At 66.4% G+C, this 17,127-nt stretch carries 19 protein-coding genes; 5 read left to right on the plus strand and 14 right to left on the minus strand.

Going from position 1 to position 17,127, the window contains the following annotated elements; translation table 11 throughout:
• Positions 1-7: 7 nt before the first annotated feature.
• Genes AC3IPM_RS05485 through AC3IPM_RS05500 form a run of 4 tightly spaced genes read right to left on the minus strand, consistent with a single transcriptional unit; the run spans position 8 to position 2,715 of the window.
• Entirely contained in the window at positions 8-358 is a 351-nt protein-coding gene (locus AC3IPM_RS05485) for a hypothetical protein (RefSeq protein ID WP_489302944.1), read from the minus strand.
• The gene (locus AC3IPM_RS05490) at positions 355-1,662 is read right to left on the minus strand and encodes an alpha/beta hydrolase (RefSeq protein ID WP_489302945.1); all 1,308 of its coding nucleotides are present in this window, start codon (positions 1,660-1,662) and stop codon (positions 355-357) included. The genes AC3IPM_RS05485 and AC3IPM_RS05490 overlap by 4 nt, the downstream gene beginning before the upstream one ends.
• Entirely contained in the window at positions 1,659-1,838 is a 180-nt protein-coding gene (locus AC3IPM_RS05495) for a type II toxin-antitoxin system antitoxin (RefSeq protein WP_489302946.1), read from the minus strand. Before AC3IPM_RS05495 ends, AC3IPM_RS05490 begins: the two co-directional genes overlap by 4 nt.
• 7 nt (positions 1,839-1,845) lie before the next feature.
• Positions 1,846-2,715 carry an SPFH domain-containing protein gene (locus tag AC3IPM_RS05500; RefSeq protein WP_489302947.1) on the minus strand — a complete coding sequence of 290 codons (870 nt, stop codon included), beginning with the start codon at positions 2,713-2,715 and terminating at the stop codon, positions 1,846-1,848.
• A gap of 122 nt (positions 2,716-2,837) precedes the next feature.
• On the opposite strand from AC3IPM_RS05500, the gene purT reads away from it, so the two are divergent.
• Positions 2,838-4,022, plus strand: coding sequence for a formate-dependent phosphoribosylglycinamide formyltransferase (purT, locus tag AC3IPM_RS05505; RefSeq protein WP_489302948.1), 1,185 nt, complete (start codon positions 2,838-2,840; stop codon positions 4,020-4,022).
• Between the two features lie 68 nt (positions 4,023-4,090).
• Here purT and AC3IPM_RS05510 read toward each other — a convergent pair whose 3' ends face one another.
• Positions 4,091-5,296 (minus strand): endonuclease/exonuclease/phosphatase family protein, encoded by a 1,206-nt coding sequence (locus AC3IPM_RS05510; protein WP_489302949.1) that lies wholly within the window; start codon positions 5,294-5,296, stop codon positions 4,091-4,093.
• 37 nt (positions 5,297-5,333) lie between these two features.
• Positions 5,334-6,089 carry an arginyltransferase gene (locus AC3IPM_RS05515; RefSeq protein WP_489302950.1) on the minus strand — a complete coding sequence of 252 codons (756 nt, stop codon included), beginning with the start codon at positions 6,087-6,089 and terminating at the stop codon, positions 5,334-5,336.
• 155 nt (positions 6,090-6,244) lie between these two features.
• On the opposite strand from AC3IPM_RS05515, the gene AC3IPM_RS05520 reads away from it, so the two are divergent.
• Positions 6,245-6,835, plus strand: coding sequence for an EF-hand domain-containing protein (locus AC3IPM_RS05520; RefSeq protein WP_489302951.1), 591 nt, complete (start codon positions 6,245-6,247; stop codon positions 6,833-6,835).
• A gap of 60 nt (positions 6,836-6,895) precedes the next feature.
• Here the strand turns inward: AC3IPM_RS05520 and AC3IPM_RS05525 are convergent, their stop codons facing one another.
• The 4 genes from AC3IPM_RS05525 to AC3IPM_RS05540 all read right to left on the minus strand — a co-directional run bounded on the left by AC3IPM_RS05525 (position 6,896) and on the right by AC3IPM_RS05540 (position 10,648).
• Positions 6,896-8,104, minus strand: coding sequence for an RNA polymerase sigma factor (locus AC3IPM_RS05525; protein WP_489302952.1), 1,209 nt, complete (start codon positions 8,102-8,104; stop codon positions 6,896-6,898).
• 84 nt (positions 8,105-8,188) lie between these two features.
• A complete protein-coding gene (locus AC3IPM_RS05530) occupies positions 8,189-8,698 on the minus strand; it encodes a putative signal transducing protein (RefSeq protein ID WP_489302953.1) in 510 nt (169 codons plus the stop codon).
• Position 8,699: 1 nt separating this feature from the next.
• Entirely contained in the window at positions 8,700-9,608 is a 909-nt protein-coding gene (gene tesB, locus AC3IPM_RS05535) for an acyl-CoA thioesterase II (RefSeq protein WP_489302954.1), read from the minus strand.
• 260 nt (positions 9,609-9,868) lie between these two features.
• The gene (locus AC3IPM_RS05540) at positions 9,869-10,648 is read right to left on the minus strand and encodes an enoyl-CoA hydratase/isomerase family protein (RefSeq protein WP_489302955.1); all 780 of its coding nucleotides are present in this window, start codon (positions 10,646-10,648) and stop codon (positions 9,869-9,871) included.
• Between the two features lie 34 nt (positions 10,649-10,682).
• Between AC3IPM_RS05540 and AC3IPM_RS05545 the strand changes: the two genes are divergently transcribed.
• Entirely contained in the window at positions 10,683-11,126 is a 444-nt protein-coding gene (locus AC3IPM_RS05545) for a copper chaperone PCu(A)C (protein ID WP_489302956.1), read from the plus strand.
• A gap of 11 nt (positions 11,127-11,137) precedes the next feature.
• Here AC3IPM_RS05545 and AC3IPM_RS05550 read toward each other — a convergent pair whose 3' ends face one another.
• From AC3IPM_RS05550 to uvrA, 4 genes are all read right to left on the minus strand, one after another.
• Entirely contained in the window at positions 11,138-11,362 is a 225-nt protein-coding gene (locus AC3IPM_RS05550) for an energy transducer TonB (RefSeq protein WP_489302957.1), read from the minus strand.
• 150 nt (positions 11,363-11,512) lie between these two features.
• The gene (locus AC3IPM_RS05555; RefSeq protein WP_489302958.1) at positions 11,513-12,514 is read right to left on the minus strand and encodes an RHS repeat domain-containing protein; all 1,002 of its coding nucleotides are present in this window, start codon (positions 12,512-12,514) and stop codon (positions 11,513-11,515) included.
• A 239-nt stretch (positions 12,515-12,753) separates the two neighbouring features.
• Positions 12,754-13,179 carry an acyl-CoA thioesterase gene (locus tag AC3IPM_RS05560; RefSeq protein WP_489302960.1) on the minus strand — a complete coding sequence of 142 codons (426 nt, stop codon included), beginning with the start codon at positions 13,177-13,179 and terminating at the stop codon, positions 12,754-12,756.
• Positions 13,179-16,175, minus strand: coding sequence for an excinuclease ABC subunit UvrA (gene uvrA / locus AC3IPM_RS05565; protein WP_489302961.1), 2,997 nt, complete (start codon positions 16,173-16,175; stop codon positions 13,179-13,181). Before uvrA ends, AC3IPM_RS05560 begins: the two co-directional genes overlap by 1 nt.
• Before the next feature lie 294 nt (positions 16,176-16,469).
• On the opposite strand from uvrA, the gene rplU reads away from it, so the two are divergent.
• Positions 16,470-16,787 carry a 50S ribosomal protein L21 gene (gene rplU, locus AC3IPM_RS05570; protein WP_489302962.1) on the plus strand — a complete coding sequence of 106 codons (318 nt, stop codon included), beginning with the start codon at positions 16,470-16,472 and terminating at the stop codon, positions 16,785-16,787.
• A 15-nt stretch (positions 16,788-16,802) separates the two neighbouring features.
• Positions 16,803-17,063: a 50S ribosomal protein L27 gene (gene rpmA, locus AC3IPM_RS05575; protein ID WP_019184517.1), complete on the plus strand. Its 261-nt coding sequence runs from the start codon at positions 16,803-16,805 to the stop codon at positions 17,061-17,063.
• Positions 17,064-17,127 lie beyond the last annotated feature (64 nt).

Below are 17,127 nucleotides of genomic sequence, written 5' to 3' on the forward strand. Positions count from 1 at the left end.
GTGCAGCTTAGTCCGCAGGCGGCGTCGCGGCCAGCGCCTTCAGGTCCACCACCCGCGCACGCTCCAGCTGCATGTCCTGCACCGCCACCCGCTTGCGGTAGAAGGTGGATTGCACGTCCAGCGTGCGCCCGTCCAGGCGGATCCGGCGGCGGAAGAACGCCCAGCTCAGCGCGGCGGTCACCAGCAGCAGGAACGGCACGGTCAAGCCCAGCTCATGCGGCGTGCGCTGTGCGGACTGCACCGTGCTGACCACGATCAGCAGCGCAATGCCCAGCATCGGTACCCAGAGCCACAGCAGCCGCCAGACCGAAGCCGGTGCGACGGTGAAGTCGATGCTCGTTGGGGTTTTCGCGGTCATGGCAGCGTCTTGATCCACTGCGCGACATCGTCGATCAGCTGCGGCAGCACATGGCCGGGCGTGGCGTACTCCTGCAGCGAGCCGGGGCCCTCACCGGGAATGCCCAGGTGGTTCAGCGCCGGATAGTGATGGAAGCCGACTGCGCGCTGACGCGCCAAGCCGCGCTGCCACAGCTGCCAGTCGGTATCCACCACCTGGAAATCGCGTCCGCCCTGCAGCAGCAGAATCGGAACCGGCAGCGCCTTTGCATCGGCCACCGGGTCGATCGTGTCGAATGCCCGCCAGTAGCTCGCCGGCTGGCCGAGCGGCAGGTCTTTGGCGGCTACCGTCGCGGTGCCGCGTGCGGCGGCGATCTGCGCGTCCAGCCGATCCAGCGCGGCCTGCTCCTCGGCGCTGATGCTGCCATCGCGCAGGAACAGGTAGCGGTTCTGTTCCGGCAGCAGGGTCAGCAACGAGCGTGCCGGTGCCGCCCACAACACCACGCCGGCTACCTTGCCCGAGCGGGCTGCAATGCGCGGGGCGAGCATGCCGCCCTGGCTGTGGCCCATCACGTAGACATGGGCAGGATCGACACCGCTGGTGCTGGCGAGCGTGGCTACCGCCGCCACCGCATCGTCGGTGGTCTCGTCATCCATGCTGAAGTCACCCTTGAAATCCTCCGGGCGAACCAGCGTGCGCTTGTCGTAGCGCAGTACGGCGATGCCCTGTGCGGCCAGGCCGCGCGCGACGTCCAGGAAGGGCCGGTTGCCGCCGATGGTCTCGTCGCGGTCCTGCGGGCCCGAGCCATGCACCAGTACCACTGCACGGAAGGGGCCGCTGCCGTTGGGCAGGGCCAGGGTGGCCGGCAGATTGCCCTTGGGGCTGGCCACCTCGGTGGCGATTTCGCGGTAGCTGGCATCGGCCGGGACCGGTGCCGCCACCGGCGTGGTGACCGGCTTGAAGATCAGCCCGGCGATGCGCCCCTCGGCATTCACCGCGACCTGTGCGTCCACCGCACTGCGGGCGAACTGCAGCCGCTGCACCACAATCTGCATGTCCTGCTGGGCTGCCACGTGCGGTTCGCCGCGACTGCGCAACTCGCCCAACGAGTGCCAGATTGCCTGCAGGGTGGGGGCTGGTACGGCCTTGGCCATGCCGGCGGTGAACATGGCCTGGGCGGCATCGGCGTTGCCCGCCTGCAGTTTGTCCAGCAACTGGGTGGCGGTCTGTTCCGGGGTGGCGGCGAGGGCGGTCATGCCCAGCGAAAACAACAACACTGCGGCACCCAGCGGTGCGACAAAACTGCGGCTCCAGCGTGTGCTCATGGCTTGCTCTCCTTGGTGGCATCCGATTTCGGCAGGCGTCCTGCCTTGCGCAGTGCATCGCGCAGCACGTACTCGATCTGCGCATTGGCGCTGCGCAGTTCGTCATCGGCCCAGCGCTGCAGGGCCGTGAGGATCTCGGCGTTGATGCGCAGCGGATAGGCTTTCTTCTCACTCATGTGCGGATCAATACAGCGAGCCGGCGTTGATCACCGGTTGGGTGCCGCGGTCCGAGCACAGCACGGTGAGCAGGTTGCTGACCATGTGTGCCTTGCGCTCTTCGTCCAACTGCACCACGCCGTTCTTCTGCAGCTCGGACAGGGCCATTTCGACCATGCCCACGGCGCCAGCGACGATGCGCGTGCGTGCGGCGATCACCGCATTGGCCTGCTGGCGCTGCAGCATCGCCTGGGCGATTTCCGGCGCATAGGCGAGGTGGCTGATGCGTGCATCGAGCACCTGCACGCCGGCATCGGCCAGGCGTTCGGCCAGCTCGTCCTTGAGATGCTGGGAGATCTCACTGGCATGGCTGCGCAGCGAACGCTGTCCCTCCTCGTGCTGGTCGTAGGGGTAGCTGGTGGCCATCGCGCGCAGTGCCGATTCGGACTGGATGTGCACGAAGCTTTCGTAGTCGTCCACGTTGTAGACGGCCTCGGAGGCATCCACCACCTGCCACACGATCACGGCGGCGATCTCGATCGGGCTGCCGTCCAGTTCGTTGACCTTGAGCTTGCCGCTTTCAAAGTTGCGCACGCGCTGGCTGACTTTGCGCTTGGCGAAGAACGGGTTGTTCCAGCGCAGGCCGTTGTCCTTGACCGTACCGACGTACTTGCCGAACAGGCTCAACACCACGGCCTGGTTGGGCTGCACGGTGTACAGGCCGGTCAGGCTGAGCATGGCCAACACGGACAGGGCGACGCCGCCGAGCATCATCACGGGGGCGACCGGCGATGCGTTAGCACCTGCGATGAACAGCCACGCCGACAGCCCGAGCAGGGCCAGCACCAACAGCAGCAGGGGCAGGCCGGACAGTGAGCGGATGGGCTTCTCTTTCATGGCAGGGCGTCCTTGGGTGGTTTTGCTGACGATATCAAAATGATATCAAACCGCAAGTGCCGCCCGGTGTCGGTCCCGGAAGCCTTAAAATGCCTCCCCGCCCCTGATGCCCGGAAATCGCCATGACCACGCTCGGTACGCCGCTGTCTCCTTCCGCCACCCGTGTGCTGCTGCTGGGCTCGGGCGAACTGGGCAAGGAGGTCGCCATCGAGCTGCAGCGGCTGGGGGTGGAGGTGATCGCCGCCGACCGCTATGCCGATGCCCCGGCGATGCAGGTGGCGCACCGCGCGCACGTGATCGACATGCTCGATGCGATGGCGTTGCGCGCACTGATCGCGCAGGAGCAGCCGCACCTGGTGGTGCCGGAGATCGAGGCGATCCACACCGAGACCCTGGTCCAGTTGGAGCAGGAGAGCGGCCTGCGGGTAGTGCCGACCGCGCGCGCCGCGCGCCTGACCATGGACCGTGAAGGCATCCGTCGGCTCGCCGCCGAGACCCTGGGGCTGCCTACCTCGGCGTACCGCTTCGTGGACACCGAGGCCGAGTACCGCGCTGCCGTGGCTGCGATCGGCCTGCCGTGCGTGGTCAAGCCGGTGATGTCCTCCTCGGGCAAGGGCCAGAGCACGCTGCGCAGCGACGCCGACATCGCCCCGGCCTGGGAATACGCGCAGACCGGCGGCCGCGCCGGTGCCGGGCGCTGCATCGTGGAGGGCTTCATCGACTTCGAGTACGAGATCACCCTGCTGACCGTGCGGCATGCGGCGGGCACCTCGTTCTGTGCGCCGATCGGGCACTGGCAGAAGGACGGCGACTACCGCGAAAGCTGGCAGCCGCAGCCGATGTCAGCGCGCGCGCTGGCACGTGCTGAAGAAATCTCGCAGGCGATCACCGACGACCTCGGCGGCTGGGGGCTGTTCGGGGTGGAGCTGTTCGTGAAGGGCGACGAGGTGTGGTTCAGCGAAGTGTCGCCGCGCCCGCATGACACCGGCCTGGTCACGCTGGCGTCGCAGGAACTGAGCGAGTTCGCGCTGCATGCACGCGCGATCCTGGGGCTGCCGATTCCGCTGATCCGCCAGAGTGGTCCGTCGGCGTCGTGCGCGATGCTGGCGCATGGCGAAGGCGTGCCGTTCTTCAGCAATGTGGCCGCCGCGCTGGTGCATCCGGATTCGGCGCTGCGCCTGTTCGGCAAGCCCAGCGTGCACGGTCATCGCCGCGTGGGGGTGACCCTGGCGCGCGGCGACGATATCGAGCAGGCGCGCAAGATCGCGCGCGAAGCGGCCGAAGCGATCGGCATCGAACTGCGCTGAGGGGTGTGGCGACGACCCACCGTCGTCGCCTGCCGCGCGGTGGGTACCGACCGTGGGTCGGTACGCCCTTACTTCACATCCACCCACACCAGGTGGTGGTCGCTGCCATCGGCGATCTTCGCTTCCGGGCTGCTGTTGTCCGGCCAGAACACGCCGCTGCCGATGTAGCTGAAGCCAACCGAGGGCAGCACGTAGTCCAGCCGCATGGTGCCGGACTTCGGGCCGAAATCGCCGGTGGCGTGGAACGGTGCGCCGCGGCGCACGATGCCCTTTTCGGCGTAGGCCAGGCTGGTCTGTTCGGCGCCGACGCTGCGCGGGGTCGGGTAGCGCAGCACGCGGGCGTTTTCGATCAGCTCGACAATCGCCTCGTGGCGGCCGTCACCGTCGACCGGGTCATTGTTGAGGTCGCCCAGGATCACGAAGCGCGCATCGGCCTGCAACCCACCGCACGTGCCCTGGTCATCGCACAGCCACGGCTTGCTGCCGGCCGACAGGTATTCCTGCCACAGCCGCAGCTCATCGTGGTTGCGCGCGGCATTGCGCTTCTCCGGGCCGTCGAACACCGGCGGGGTGGGGTGCGAGACCAGGGCGTGGACCACGCCGCCCGGGGTGCGCACCGGCACATCCCAATGCGACTTGGAGGACAGCCGCAGCTGCGACCACACGTGGTCGTTGTAGAACGATTTGCCGCTGCGCGGGTCGATCGGGCGCAGTGCCCCCGGCATCTTGCTCCACTTGAGCAGCTGGAAGCTGCGCACGGCTTTTTCATCGATCGGGTAGCGCGACAGCACCAGCATGCCGTACTGGCCCGGGTGCAGGCCGTAGCCCCAGGCATCGTTGCCGCGGGCGCGGCCGTCGCCGCCGATCTGGCCGTTGTTGTCCAGGTCCAGCCCGCTCTGCACGCCGGTATTGACCGGGGCCAGGTAGCGGTAGGCGTAGTGCAGCGGTTCGCCGCCGCCGGGCTGGGCGGTATCCAGGTAACGCTGCTGGAACAGGTCGGCGGCGCGATGCGCGTCGTCGTAGTCGAACTCGTTGAGCAGGACCAGGTCCGGGCGGACCTGCTGCAGCACCGCGGCGATCTTGCGCGCGTGTTCGCTGTCGCCTTCAAGCTCGGCGATCAGTCCGCCGGTCTCGTCGCTGTACAGCGAGGTGTTGTAGGTGGCGATGCGCAGCGGCGCGGAGGCGGTGTCCGGCATGGCGGCGGTCTTGGTCGGGGTCTGCGCGCAGGCACCGCAGAGCAGGGCCAGGGCAAGGATCAGGGGATGGGCTTTCATCCGCCTATTCTGCACCCAAGCCGATGTCAGTGATGCGTCAACGGCCGTCCAGGTCATCGTCGAAATCGTGCCAGCGGCGGCCGTCGTAGGCCTCCAGCGGACGGAAGCGGCGCTTGTAGTCCATCTTGCGGTGGTCGCGGATCCAGTAGCCCAGGTACAGGTGCGGCAGCTGCTCGCGGCGGGCCCAGGCGATCTGCTGCAGGATCGCGAAGGTACCCAGGCTGCGGTGCGCGTGGTCGGGGTCGAAGAAGGTGTACACCGCCGACAGCCCCTGCGGGGTGACATCGGTGACCGCGACCCCGATCAGGGCGCCGCGCTGGCCGCCAGCGCCGGGGGCGCGCAGCTCCATGAAGCGGCCCTGCGACCACTGCCCGATCAGGAACTGGTCGAACTCGTGCGGGCCGTGCTCGTCCATGCCGCCCTGGGCATGGCGATGGGTGAGGTAGCGGTGGTACAGCGCGAACTGTTCCTCGGTCTGTTCGGCCGCCACGATCCGCACTTCCAGGTCCGCGTTGCGGGCCAGGCAGCGGCGCTGGCTGCGGTCGGGGGCGAACCGCGCCACCGGGATGCGCACCGACACGCAGGCATGGCAGTGGGCACAGTGCGGCCGGTAGACCAGGTCGCCGGAGCGGCGGAAGCCCCAGCTCAGTGCCATCGGGTACAGGCTGCCCAGGCGCGGGTCGTTGGGGTCGAGCACCAGATCGCGCGCGGCCCGGTCCGGCCAGTAGCCACAGGGGTGGTCACCGGTCTGGAACAGTCGCAGCTCGTCGTCGCGGTCGCCATGCATCGCCATGCCCACAGCATAGCGCCGGGGCGTCGCAGCCGGCGCGACTGTCCGCCGGATGAACATGGCCGGCAGGGCTGTCAACGCCGCCGCCGCCCGGGCGTTGTTATCGCTGTGGGTGCCGACGCACCGCACGCAGATCCCCCAAGAAACCGGAGTGACCCATGCGCAACCGCAAATCCCTTCTGCTGCTGGCCCTGTTGCTGTCCACCGGCGTTGCCGGCCTGGCCATCGCCGCCGATGCCCCGACGCCTGCTGACAAGCCGGCCCGCGCCAAGCTGGATACCAACGGTGACGGCTTCATCGACCGCAGTGAAGCGGCCAGGGCCCCGCGCCTGGCCGAGAAGTTCGACACCCTCGACGTCAACAAGGATGGCAAGCTGTCCCGCGAGGAACTGCCGCGCTGGCACGGCAAGCGCCACGGTCGTGGCCCGGGTGGCCGGGGCGACTGGATGGCCAAGCTGGATACCAACAAGGATGGCCGCATCAGCCGTGAAGAAGCCAAGGCCAACCCGCGCCTGGCCGCGCGCTTCGACCAGATGGATGTGAACAAGGATGGCTATCTGGACAAGGCCGACCGCGAGCTGCGCATGAAGCAGCATCGCGATGCCTGGTTCGCTGCGGCCGACACCAACAAGGACGGCCAGATCAGCAAGGCCGAGTTCGATGCCGCCAAGGGCCCGTTCGGTGGCCCGCGCGGTGAGCACCGTGGCGGCAAGCCGCCGATGCCGCAGAAGGCCCCGGCCGCGAAGTAAGCCGCTACCGAAGCGGTGTGTGTGACGAGGCGCCGGTCATCGACCGGCGCCTTCATGCGTTCAGAGCCGGCCGCTGTGCTGCAGGCTGTACAGCACCGTAGCGGCAACACCGATGGTGACGGCGATGATCGCGCTGCGCCCGTACATCAGCTGGTACTTCCAGTTTGGCCCGTTGCGGCCGTGCCGTGCCGCGTCGCGCGCCAGCATCGGCGCCATCACCCGCTGCAGCGGTACCAGGCACTGGTAGTTGACCGCGCCCATGCCCAGTGCCATCGCCGACAGCAGCAACCAGACCGGCGCCTGCAATACGCTCAGCATCAACACGGACAGACACATCACCATCGCGGTGATGGTGCTGAGCTGGACGAACTGGCGCACGTGTTCCCGTTCGGTGGCGTTTTCCGCATACGACAGCAGGTAGCGGCCGCCCAGGTAGCTGCCGAGCATGCCGCCCATCAGCCCAGCAGCCACCGCACCCCAGCTGAATATATGGCCCAGGGTCTGGGTCTGGCTGAGGGCGGCGCTGAGCGAGCCCAGGGCGGTGCCGCCGGAGATCGAAGCGCCGCCGAGGCCGAGCTTGCTGGTACCCAGCCCGGTGCCGAGCAGGATGGCGGCACTGGCGGTACCGGGCGCGGCCACCATCAGCACCGACGCGATGGTGGTGGCGAACGCGGCGCTGGGTGCACTGCTGCGGGCGAACTCACCGAAGCGGCGCAGCATCTCCTCGCGTACGCAGCCGCGTGCACGCGACAGCCGCTTGCGTACCGCCGCATCGCTGAGGCCGAGCAGGGTGGCCACCTGCTGTGAGCTCTGGCCCTCGCGGTAGAACAGCAGCAGGGTCTCGCGGCTGTCCTCGGGCAGGGCCGAGATGATCTCTTCGGCCGCCAGCTCTTCCTCCACCCGCTGCCAGTGCTCCGGCGCGCTGGGGCTGGGATCGGCGGCCATGCTGATGGCGATCTCGGCGGCTTCGCCAGACAGCGGCCGGCCACGGTTGGCGCGCAGCCAGTCGCGCGCCAGATTGCGGGTGATCTGGCGCAGCCACGGCAGGAAACTGGCGTGGTTGTGCAGCTGGTTGAGCTGCTGCCAGGCCTTGATGAAGGCCTCCTGCGCGATGTCCTCGCTGGCCTGCACATCGCGGGTGATCGCCAGTGCGATCGCGGTGACGGTGTTCTGGCAGGCCAGCACGATGCGGCCGTAGGAGTGCGTGCAGCCGTCCGCGGCGGCAGGCAGGTCGCGTTCCAGCGTGGCGGTCAGCGGGTGCGGCGTCATGGTGTCCTTCCCTGGGGGTAATCGGAGTATGACGTTGGCCGTGGCCGGATGTGACCGGGCGCATGCCGCGCCCGGGTGGGCAGGTTACGTGGCCGGCTGGATGCGTACCCGGATTTCTTCTTCCTCCGGCTTCGGCGCGTCCTTGGCCGGGCTCGCCGGCGGCGCAGCGGGCTGCACGGCCGGAGCCGGCACAGCGTCCGGGGCGCTGCGGTGGCGCAGCACCACCACCATCGCCACCGCGGCGATCACCAGCAGCAGCCCGATCCGGATCCGCCAGGCCCAGTTGCGGGCCGGGGCGATCTGGGCGACCTCGTCGCGGAAGGCGAACTCGGCGGTGGGGTGGTCGCGCCGGGTGGTTTCCAGCAGGCGCGCATCGCGCAGGATCTCGCGCGCACGCGGCTGGTCGTTGGCATGCACCACCCACAAGGTGGGATGGGTGGTGGCCTTGCTGGTGTCCAGATAGCTGAACTGGCTGCCGCGCTTGCTGTGGTACGAACGCCCGTTGGTGATGCGCACCTCGATGCCGGCATCACGCAGCAGCTTGGCCACACCTTCCACGGTTTCCACGCGCTGGCTGTTGAATATCTGTCTCATGTCAGTCCTTGGCCGGTACGGCGGCGGCCGCGGCACTGTCGTCTACCACACGGATCAAGCCTTCCTGCGCGGTGCTGGCCACCAGCACGCCGTCGCGGGTGAAGAACTGGCCACGCGCCAACCCGCGCGAGTCCTGCGCGCTGGGGCTGTCCAGCGAGTACAGCAGCCAGTCATCGGCGCGGAACGGGCGGTGGAACCAGATGGCGTGGTCGAGCGAGGCCATCTGCACGTGCGGCTGGTAGTAGCTGATGCCGTGCGGGAAGGTGGCGGTGCCCAGCAGATGGAAATCCGAGGCGTAGGCCAGCAGCGCCTGGTGCAGCTCCGGGGCATCGCCGACGCGCTCGTTCAGACGCAGCCAGACCTGGTGGTACGGCGGGCGCTTGGGCGGGTTGAGTTCATCGCGCGGGTACACGTGGCGGAACTCGAACGGACCGCCGCGCGAGAGCCAGCGCTGCACCTTGATCGGCAGCCGCTCCAGCACTTCCTGCGGCAGCGGGCGGTTCGGTTCGATGTCTTCGGGCTGCGGCACTTCCGGCATCTTGTGCTGGTGCTCGGCGCCGCTTTCGGCCTGCTGGAAGGAGGCCGCGCAGAAGAAAATGACTTTGCCATGCTGGATCGCCGTGACCCGGCGCACCGAAAAACTGCCGCCATCGCGGGTGCGGTCCACGTCGTAGACGATGGGGTGGTCGATGTTGCCGGCGCGCAGGAAATAGGCGTGCAGCGAATGCACGTGGCGGCCGTTCTCGACCGTGGCCTGCGCGGCCGACAGCGCCTGGCCGAGCACCTGCCCACCGAACACGTACTTGGTGCCGATGTCGCGGCTCTGGCCCCGGAACAGGTTGTCCTCCAGGCGCTCGAGCGTGAGCAGATCGATCAGCTCGGAGACAACGGGTTCGTGCGTGTCGGACAAGGGAAGCAACCGGCAGGGGGAGGACCCGAATTATAAGGTAGTGCCGGCCGCTGGCCGCATGACGGCAGCACATTCGCGCTGCCGCCCCACGGTTCGCTGCGCAAACCGCGGGCCCCTTCTCATTGCCCTCCAAACCCCCGCCGCTTCGCGGCCGCCCCCTGACTCAGGGGGCTCGTTCCAGGCATGTGCGCGCAACCATGCAGCGCGTGATCGGCGGGTGCCGGGTTGCCGGCCAGCGGCCGGCACTACCCGGTCGGCGGTCAGCCCTTGCCCAGCCTGGCTACCAGCGTGTGCAGCGCCTGCTGGGCATCCGGGGCGTACCAGGCCTCGATGAAGCGGTCGAGCTGGATCAGGTCCGGGTGCAGGGCGTCGTGCAGGTCGGCGCGGGCGATCGCCCGGGTCAGCAGCATTGGCTGGCGCGGCAGCTTGAGCAGGCGCGTCAGCCAGGCCACGGCCTGCGGCACCACCTGCGCGGCGTCGGCCAGTTCGTCCACCAGGCCGATCTCCAGGGCCCGTTCGGCCGGTACCATTTCCCCGCCGACCAGCAACTGGGTCGCCCGGTGATGCCCGACCACGCGCCGCATCAGGCGCTGGATGCCTTCAGGCGCGACCAGCCCGACCTGCACTTCATTCAGGCCGATCACGGTGGGCTGGGTCGGGTCCGGGCTGCGCGCCAGGATCCGGTAGTCGCAGCACAGGGCCAACACGCAGCCGCCGGCCGGGGCATGCCCGGTCAGTGCGGCCACCACCGGCACCCGGCATTCGGCCAGGGTGCGCACCGCGCCGAAGAAGGCCTGCCAGCTGTCCAGCAGCTTGTGCTGGTCATCGCCATGGCTCAACAGGTGCGGCACGTCCATGCCGGCGCTGAAGATGCGCTCGCTGCCGGACAGCACGATGCCGTGCACGTCCTCGGTCATGGCCTGGTTGATGGCATGGATCAGGTGACGGCACAGCTCGGTATCCAGCGCGTTGACCGGCGGGCGGGCCAGCCGCAGTTCGCGGATGGGGCCATGGTTGATCACCTCGATAAGCGTCGTCATGCTGCGATCTCGTTGCGGGCAGGAATCTGAGACGATGATAACCAAACCATTCGTGTGCGTATTGTTGGCGCTGTGTGCGCCCGCAGCATCGGCGCTGGCCGCTGAGCCGGAGTGCGTGAGCCTGCGCGAGGGCTGGCTGCGGTTGCCGCCCGGGGCCACGCCGATGGCGGCCGGCTATGCGGTGATCCGCAACGACTGCCGCACTGCGGTCACCCTGGTGGGCGCGGTCAGCAAGGCCTTCGGCGATGTCTCGTTGCACGAAACCACGCTGGTGGAGGGTGTCAGCCGGATGCGCGCGGTGGAGCGCTTGCCGATTGCCGCCGGTGCGTCGGTACAGCTCAAGCCCGGTGGGCTGCACCTGATGCTGATGCGGCCGGAGGTGGCGTTGAAGGAAGGCGCGCAGTTGCCGCTGCGGCTGCGCCTGGACGACGGGCGCATGGTGGATGGCGTGTTGCAGGTGCGCAGCACCCTCCCGTGAGCGGGGCGGTGCTACCCCAGGGCCACGCATTCGTTGAACAGCCTCGTTTCTCGCCCGTCCACAGACCAGCTGAAAAACACCCGCCATGCCTTGTCTTGAGGCAGGTCGACGGCGTTGAAGCGGTAGCTCTTCAACTCATTCAGCACGGCGCGATCAATAGGGTAGTACCTAGAAGATCTGATAATTCTCGTTTGACGAGCGAGTCCACTGGCGTCAAGTCGCATCGAAAGCTCCATGCAGCCTCCTGACGCAAACCGTCCCGCCGGCCCACGGTCCAGGACAATATCGAACGGAGGCGTAAAGGCACTGGCAGGCATCCGGTCGGAAGGTTGGGAGGGGGCCAGTGTCAGCGCTATCAAGATTGCTCTGAACATAAGAGGATCTACTCAAGGGATAGGGATGCCGCTGTAGCTTTGACGCGCAGGCAATCCAATTTCCTGCCTGTATGGATTTTCCAGGTATTTGACCGCATTGATTTCACCAGCATCTGATGAGTCGAATGGGCGATGGCCGTATCCCAGTGCAGCAGCACCGAGTGGTGTGTGTCCGATCTCATGGGCGAGCAGGGTATCCAATCCTGCACCCCGCAGTTCGGCAGGGTTTCCCAGTCCGCGCTTGTAGGCAGCAACATCGAGGCTGTAGGAAACATAGTTCCCGCCCTGCGATGGATCAAATCCACCAGAAAATGAGGGAAGGAATCCTGATTCAGGCAAAGTCTGTATCAAGTTAATTTTCTGTCGACTGCGGGCAGCTTCTCGTCCGACCGCTCCACCTGCCGACGAGCGCAGGAAACGCCGCGCCGCAGATGTAGTCTGCTGTGGCATTGCGCTTGCACTTGGAGAGGCGCCAGCGTCAGGTGACGATACAGATGAGTGTGCGAATACAGAGGAGACGGACCGCGCGCCAACTGATGTGGCCGACTTGGCCTGCGTTGTGAACTCGCCCGATGAAGCGCACGTATTATCTGCATTTGTTATCCTTGATCCTGTACACCGGCCATCTGGATCGTAGTAACGGTATGGATTGTTTCCCGCGTAGTAATAACGATTGAAAAGCGCGGTGCCGGATGCGCTGGGGCCTACCGGGTCGACGGAAAGAAATCGCCCAATATCCGGATCGTAGTAGCGTTGCTGCATGTAGGAAAGCCCGGTCTCCATATCGTGCACGTGTCCAGCATACCCGGGGCCGTTGGAAGAGTCCGTAGCGCCCCCGTAGGGTTCATACGCTCTGCGAGAAACCACTTTTCCCGACTCATCGGAAATTGCAACTATCGATCCCAGTGCGTCGGTGTGTATGTATTGAATTTCATCCGCGTAGCAGGACATGGGCAATGCTACTGCAACGGCCGAAATCAGTGTGAGCTTGATCAGGTTTAGTGGGGACTTCATTGTCTCTCCGTCATTGAGTTGCTCAGCACACACTTGAGAAAATGGATTCCTCAGAAGCATGGCATGTCAGAGGCTTGTATGCCATTGGCAGTAATCGGAGGGGCATTTAGGTGCGATTGGCGCGCGCCCTAGGCAACTGTTGATCCCACAGAGGCTGTTTGTGAGCTGGCTCCATCGGATTCCAGTCTGTCCTTGCCGGCGATCAAAAAAGGCCGCCTTATGGGCGGCCTATTCTGCCTTCAACATCCCGCGGCGCTCAGCTCGAACGCGCTGCGGATCGCGTCCGGCAGCGGCGCGCTCTTGCCGGTCTGGGTGTCCATCCACACCACCACCACGTTGCCGTCCGAATACAGGCGGCTGTCGTCCTGCTGGTCGACGATGCGGTGGCCGATGGTCACGCTGCTGTTGCCCAGCCGCTCGACGAACAGCTCCACCACGATGTCGTTGGGCCACACGATCGGCAGGCGGTAATTGACGTTGGTGGCGGCCACCACCGGTGCGATGCGGTCAGCCATCGAGACGCCTTCCACGCCCAGCATCCAGCGCACGCGCGCCTCTTCCAGGTAGGAAATGTACTTGGCGTTGTTGACGTGGCCCATGCTGTCCATGTCGCGCCAGCGCACGCTGATCGGAACGCGGGCGAGGATCTTGTGGTCGGTGCTCATCAAACGTCCTTCTTCTTCTTGGCAGCGGTACTGCTGGTCTTGCTGGCCTTGCCGGTGCTCTTGGCGGCCGCCGCCTTCTTGGCCGGCTTCTCCGGCTTCACCTTGCGCGGCGGGCGCGCATCGGGCTTGTTGGCCACCGCGGCCGGCTGCTCCGGGCGCGCGCTGGTGGAGGGCAGCATCCGCGCCAGGAACTGGCCGGTGTAGGAGGTCGGGCATGCGGCCACGTCTTCCGGGGTGCCGGTGACGAGGATGGTGCCACCGCGATGGCCGCCTTCCGGGCCCAGGTCCACGATCCAGTCCGCGGTCTTGATCACGTCCAGGTTGTGCTCGATCACCACTACCGTGTTGCCTTCGTCGCGCAGCTTATGCAGCACGCCGAGCAGCGCTTCGATGTCGTGGAAATGCAGGCCGGTGGTCGGTTCGTCGAGGATGTACAGGGTGCGGCCGGTATCGCGGCGCGACAGTTCCTTGGACAGCTTCACGCGCTGCGCTTCACCGCCGGACAGCGTGGTCGCGCTCTGGCCCAGCTTGATGTAGCTCAGGCCCACGTCGACCAGCGTTTCCAGCTTGCGCGCGATGCTCGGCACCGGCTCGAACAGCTTCAGGGCATCTTCGACGGTCATCTGCAGCACGTCGTTGATGTTGTAGCCCTTGTACAGAATCTCCAGCGTTTCGCGGTTGTAACGCTTGCCGTGGCAGACATCGCAGGGCACGTACACGTCCGGCAGGAAGTGCATCTCCACCTTGATCAGGCCATCGCCCTGGCAGGCCTCGCAGCGGCCACCGCGCACGTTGAAGCTGAAACGCCCCGGCGAATAGCCGCGTGCACGCGATTCGGGCACCTGTGCATACAGCTCGCGCAGCGGGGTGAACAGGCCGGTATAGGTGGCCGGGTTCGAACGCGGGGTCCGGCCGATCGGCGACTGGTCGATGTCCACCACCTTGTCGAACAGGTCCAGGCCCTGGACCTCCTTGTACGGGGCGATCGGGTGCGAGGAACCGTTGATCTCGTTGGCGGCCAGCGAGAACAGGGTGTCGTTGATCAGCGTCGACTTGCCCGAACCGGACACACCGGTGATGCAGGTCAGCAGGCCCGACGGAATGTCCAGGTCCACGCCCTTGAGGTTGTTGCCGCTGGCCCCGCGCAGGTGCAGGGTCATCTTCGGGTTCGGCTTGTGCCGGCGCGCCGGAATCTCGATGGCGCGCTTGCCCGACAGGTACTGGCCGGTCAGCGAGCGCGGTGCATCGAGGATGTCCTGCAGGGTGCCCTGGCCGACGATTTCGCCGCCGTGCACGCCCGCACCCGGACCGATGTCCAACACGTAGTCGGCCAGCCGGATCGCGTCTTCGTCATGCTCGACCACGATCACCGTGTTGCCCAGGTCGCGCAGGCGGGTGAGGGTGCCGAGCAGGCGCTCGTTGTCGCGCTGGTGCAGGCCGATGGACGGCTCATCGAGCACGTACATCACCCCGACCAGGCCCGCGCCGATCTGCGAGGCCAGGCGGATGCGCTGGGCTTCGCCACCGGACAGCGTGTCGGCCTTGCGCTCCAGGGTGAGGTAATCCAAGCCCACATCGACCAGGAAGCCCAGCCGCTCGCCGATCTCCTTGACGATCTTGCCGGCGATCTCGCCACGCCAACCGGGCAGGGTCATGCTGCTGAAGAACTTCAGTGCTTCGTCGATCGGCAGCACCACCAGTTCCGGCAGCGCGCGGTCGGCCACGAACACGTTGCGTGCGGCCTTGTTCAGGCGCTGGCCGTGGCACTCCGGGCAGTTGCGTTCACTGATGTACTTGGCCAGTTCTTCGCGCACCGCCGCCGATTCGGTTTCCTTGTAGCGGCGTTCCAGGTTCGGAATGATGCCTTCGAAGCGGTGCTTGCGCTGGGTGCGGCCACCGGCCTCGGTGAAGTAGGTGAAGGTGATCGCTTCCTCGCCACTGCCGTACAGCACGGCCTGGCGCACGTCGTCGGGCAGGCTCTGCCAGACCGCGTCCACGTCGAACTTGTAGTGTTTGGCCAGCGAGGCGATCAGCTGGAAATAATAGGCATTGCGACGGTCCCAGCCGCGCACCGCGCCGGCCGACAGCGACAGCTCCGGGTGCACCACCACGCGCGAGGGATCGAAGAACTCGGCCATGCCCAGCCCGTCGCAGCCCGGGCAGGCGCCGACCGGCGAGTTGAACGAGAACAGGCGCGGTTCCAGCTCGGGCAGCGAGTAGTCGCAGACCGGGCAGCTGTACTTGGACGAGAACAGGTGCGCGGGCGCATCGGCCACGTCCAGCGACTGCACCGAGACCATGCCGTCGCCCAGCTTCAGTGCGGTTTCGAAGCTCTCGGCCAGGCGCTGCTTGATGTCTTCGCGCGGGCGGAAACGGTCGATCACCGCTTCGATGGTGTGCTTCTGGCGCAGCGCCAGCGGCGGCACCGCATCGATTTCATGCAGCACGCCGTCGACGCGCACGCGCACGAAACCCTGCGCACGCAGCTGGTCGAACACCTGGGCATGCTCGCCCTTGCGTTCGCGGATCACCGGCGCCAGCAGCATGTAGCGCTGTTCCGGGTCCAGGGTAAGCACGTGGTCGACCATCTGGCTGACCGTCTGCGCCTCCAGCGGGTAGCCGTGGTCGGGGCAGCGCGGGCTGCCGACGCGGGCGTACAGCAGGCGCAGGTAGTCGTAGATCTCTGTGATGGTGCCCACGGTCGAACGCGGGTTGTGCGAGGTCGACTTCTGCTCGATCGAGATCGCCGGGGACAGGCCTTCGATATGGTCCAGGTCCGGCTTTTCCATCACGCTCAGGAACTGCCGGGCGTACGCCGACAGCGATTCCACGTAGCGGCGCTGACCCTCCGCATAGATGGTGTCGAAGGCCAGCGAGGACTTGCCCGAACCGGACAGGCCGGTGATGACAATGAGCTTGTCGCGGGGCAGGTCGAGATCGATGTTCTTGAGGTTGTGCGTCCGCGCGCCGCGGATGCGGATGAAATCCATCGCCATGGGGGATCCGTTGTAAGGCTCTGGCCCGGAGGGCCGGCAAGCAGGTGGGGCAAGCGGAGACGGCAATCGGTCAGCCTACCGAGCTTGGGATTTGGGGGCAATCGGCGACTTTGCCAGCCCCGTGTCTCACCGCCTGAGACCTGCCGGGGCGTTACCTGAACAGGATTCAGCTCCAGGGCGTCCCGGCCAGGGGGTGACTTGACCCGACCCACCCCCAGTCATTAAAATCCCGCTTCTGTCTGCCCTCGATGGCAGCAGTCCATAGACCACAATAACTACAGAGGAAGTCTGGTCATGTACGCAGTACTGGTAACCGGCGGTAAGCAATACCGCGTGGCGCAGGGCGAAACGCTCCGCATTGAAAAGCTCGAAGTCGAAGTTGGCAACGAGATCAAGTTCGACAACATCCTGATGCTGGGTGACAGCGATGGCATCAAGCTGGGCGACGCTCTGAGCGGCGCTACGGTCACTGCCAAGGTCCTGTCCCAGGGTCGTGCCGACAAGGTCCGGATCATCAAGTTCCGTCGCCGTAAGCACCACATGAAGCGTCAGGGTCACCGTCAGTACTACACCGAAATCGAGATCACCGGCATCGCCGGTGGCAGCAAGTAATCAGGAGAAGCAGTCATGGCACATAAAAAGGGCGTAGGCTCATCGCGCAACGGTCGCGACTCCAACCCGAAGTACCTCGGCGTCAAGATCTTCGGTGGCCAGGCCATCGATGCCGGCAACATCATCGTGCGTCAGCGCGGCACCCAGTTCCACCCGGGTACCGGCGTCGGCCTCGGCCGTGACCACACCCTGTTCGCGCTCGTCGACGGCAAGGTGGAGTTCTCGGTGAAGGGCCCGAAGAAGCGTCGTACCGTCAGCGTCGTCGCCGAAGCCTGATCTTCGCGATGCGCAGGCGCCCACGCCACGGCGTGGGGTCGCTGACGAAAGCCCCGCTTCGGCG

The sequence above is a fragment of the Stenotrophomonas sp. GL_111 genome (genome assembly GCF_057835245.1).